General features: G+C 68.2%; 1 protein-coding gene. It reads right to left on the bottom strand.

The genetic code is table 11. The features are described 5' to 3' along the window. Positions 1-421: 421 nt before the first annotated feature. Complete coding sequence (locus tag ABZ656_RS57585; RefSeq protein WP_360280693.1) at positions 422-2044, bottom strand: RICIN domain-containing protein; 1623 nt, start codon at positions 2042-2044, stop codon at positions 422-424. Between the last annotated feature and the right edge of the window lie 95 nt (positions 2045-2139).

Below are 2139 nucleotides of genomic sequence, written 5' to 3'. Positions count from 1 at the left end.
GCTCGCCGCCCGCTGGCGGCGGCATCCGCGGCCGACTGGAATGCGGCCGGATCGATGGGCTTCAGCGCCGTCCGCTCGGAAGCGGAACCGGCTGCGTTCGTGGTGCCGGGCGACGCGTCCGAGAGCGCTGTGGTGGCTGCCGGGCCTGAAGCGACCGAGCGGCTCGTGATCAAGAGGGCACAGCAAGGCGCGAGCCACCGAGGCGGGTGCGGCGTGCCATTCGGGAAAGACTCATCGCCGGCATCACAGCCTTCGCGCCCGGAAAACGAGACCACGCCGACAAGCGGTGCACGGCCCCGTTCGGGACCTTTGAATTTACCATTTCATGGTATTCGTCCAGGTGTGCGCCGACGCCGACGCCGACGCCGAACGCTCCCGCGCCTGCGGTGGGCGGCAGGCGCGGGAGTGTTCGGCCGGGCACTCAGCGCGAGGTGAGTTTCCACAGATGGTCGGCGGTGCCGTTGTCGTCCCACTGGAGGACTTGGGCGCCGGACGAGGTGCTCATGCTGGTGACGCCGAGCAGGAGGCCGCTGTTGTAGTTGGCGATCTTGTAGTAGCCGTTGTCGGCGGGGATCAGCTGCCAGAGGTGGTCGCTGGTGCCGTTGTCGCCCCAGACCAGGGCCGTACCTCCGGCAGCCGTGCTCATGCCGTTGATCCCGAGCAGCAGACCACTGGCCTGGTTCACGATCTTGTAGAGGCCCGAACCCGCCGACACCAGCGTCCAGTTCTGGTCGGTGCCGGTGGTCGACGCGGCCTGGACGACGGCGGTGCCCTGTGCGGTGCCCGCGCTCTGTGTGTCCAGCGCGAGCCCGCTGTTCTTGTTGGTGATCTGATAGCGCCCGGCGAGCGAGGCGGACGTACCGCTGGGCGTGACGACCAGGTGGTAACCGTCGGACGCGTTCATCGCGACGGGGACGGTGATAGAGCCGTTGCTGACCGGATAGTCGCTCTCGGAGATGGTGTACGGGGCGGAGACGGCCGTGGTGCGGCCCTTGGACGGGGTGTACTCCAGCTTCACGTGCACCGTGCCGCCGAAGGCGGACAGGGAGCCGAGTCCGTTCACGGTGACGGCCGTCGAGCCGGTGCCTCCGCCGAAGATCACGCTGATCTGCCGGCCGTCACCGGTGAGCGAGGCGGCGCCGTCGATGCCGGTCTGCGCCGGGGGAGTGGTGGTGAGCATGTTCCCGGACATGTCGCCGTACCACTTGTAGAGCCAGTAGGAGCCGTTGGGCGATCCGCCGGTGTCGGTGAGGGTGTCGCCAAGTGTTCCGTAGTGGTTCCAGAAGGCGAGTTCCGCGTCGTGGACGCCCGCGCGCTCGAACTTGGCGGCGTAGCCGACGAGGGCGCCGGGTATCCCCATCTCGCTCGGTGTCGCGTACTCCTCGATGGAGATCGGCCGCGGGCTGATGCCGAGGCTGCTCTCAAGGGAGCGGTACGCGGAGACGTGCGCGGCGATGTCCTTGCTGCCCTGGAGCTCGTGCCAGGCGATGACATCCGGGACGGTGCCACTGGCCTTGGCGTCGGTGAGGAACTGGCTCATCCAGCTCTGGTTCCACGCCGAGTGGCTGGGGCCCTGGATGGGAGTGGCGGTGTCCTTGGCGCGTACCTCTTTGTACGTGCGTGCCCAACCCGCGTCGAAGGCACCGGCGTTGGTGGTGTCCCAGGTCCAGTCGGGCTCGTTCCACAGCTCGTACGCGCTGATGTTGCCGGCGCCGGCGGACTTGACCGAGGCGACCTGGGTGTCGACGGCGGACAGCCAGTCGCTCCAGCTCACCCACTTGTAGGGGAAGTCGGGGTACCAGTCGGGCATCCGGACGACGACCTTCGCACCGGCCCTGGCGGCCTTGGGGGCGACGACCAGGGAGTCGCCGGCGGGGCTGGGCTCACCATTGGGCAACTGGTGGCCGCCGGGTGCCATCTGGACGAAGGTGTTCGGCTTCAGCGGCTGGACGAGGCTGTCGGCCGGGGTGCTGGCGTCGGCGAGACCGTAGAGGCTGCCCGTGGCGACATGGGTGACGGACCGCAGGGTCTGGGCGGCGTTCACGACCAGGGTCGTGGCTGCAATGACACGACTTCGGCGGTACGCTTGAGCCCCGCTACATTGTCGGCGCGGAATCACTAGACCAGTGAGCTATTACG

This window comes from Streptomyces sp. NPDC007095 (genome assembly GCF_040634475.1).
In the GTDB taxonomy this organism is placed as follows: Bacteria; Actinomycetota; Actinomycetes; order Streptomycetales; family Streptomycetaceae; genus Streptomyces.
Note: the sequence above shows the minus strand (reverse complement) of the source record. Positions and strands in the feature narration are given on the sequence as shown.